The following is an 897-nucleotide window of genomic DNA, read 5'->3' as shown; positions in this document are numbered from 1 at the left end:
GCAATCAAGCCCCACACGCGCACGCCGTCGCGCTCGTAGTCCACTTCCACCATGCCCTGCGCCATCTCGCGCCCCCAGATGGACGCAACCGCCGTGAGCAAATCGCCGTTGCCCGGCGTGAAAATCAGCTCCTGACGCTCATGCACGAGGCGGAACGACACATCAGGATAAGCAAAAGCATAGCGCGTCACGGTCTCCACGATGTGCCCCAGCTCGGTGGGCACGGTTTTGAGGAACTTCAGGCGAGCAGGCACATTGTAAAACAAATCGCGCACGGTAATCGTTGTGCCAATCGGCGCGCCGACTTCTTCAACGCTTTTGACCTCGCCGCCCTCGATTACGATATGCGTGCCCGTGTCTTCCTCGAAGGCGCGTGTGAGGATTTCCATTCGGCTCACGCTGGCGATGCTGGGCAGCGCCTCGCCGCGGAAGCCCAGCGTGCGGATTCGGTTCAGGTCGGCGTCGGAGGCGATTTTGGAGGTGGCGTGGCGTTGCAGGGCGTTCAGCGCGTCGGCGCGCGTCATGCCGATTCCGTCGTCGCGCACGCGAATCAGGCTGCGCCCGCCCATCGCCGCCTCGATATCGATGCGCGCCGCGCCCGCGTCGAGGGCGTTCTCGATGAGCTCTTTGAGCGCGGCGGCGGGACGCTCCACCACCTCGCCTGCAGCGATGCGGTTCACCAACTGCTCGTCCAACGCGCGAATGGGACGGCGTTCGGGGCGTGTGCGCATACCTCAAGTGTACCTGAACGCGCTCCTTGCGAGAATTTAACCCGACCTTAACTTCCAACGGCGCATACTTTTGCTGGGATACTTTCCCATAGGAGGCAACTATGAAAGGACTTCGCACATTCCGCGCTTTGAGCGCGCTGGGCTTGGCGACCGCTGCGATTGCAAT

At 62.4% G+C, this 897-nt stretch carries 1 protein-coding gene; it reads right to left on the bottom strand.

The window, feature by feature from the left end; all coding sequences use genetic code 11:
• The coding region (mutL, locus tag NZ773_16165; protein MCS6803462.1) for a DNA mismatch repair endonuclease MutL at nt 1-731 on the bottom strand (731 nt) is incomplete at its 3' end.
• Between the last annotated feature and the right edge of the window lie 166 nt (nt 732-897).

It is taken from the genome of Dehalococcoidia bacterium (assembly GCA_025054935.1).
Taxonomy (GTDB): Bacteria; Chloroflexota; Dehalococcoidia; order SpSt-223; family SpSt-223; genus JANWZD01.
This window is presented reverse-complemented; position numbering and strand designations above follow the sequence as displayed.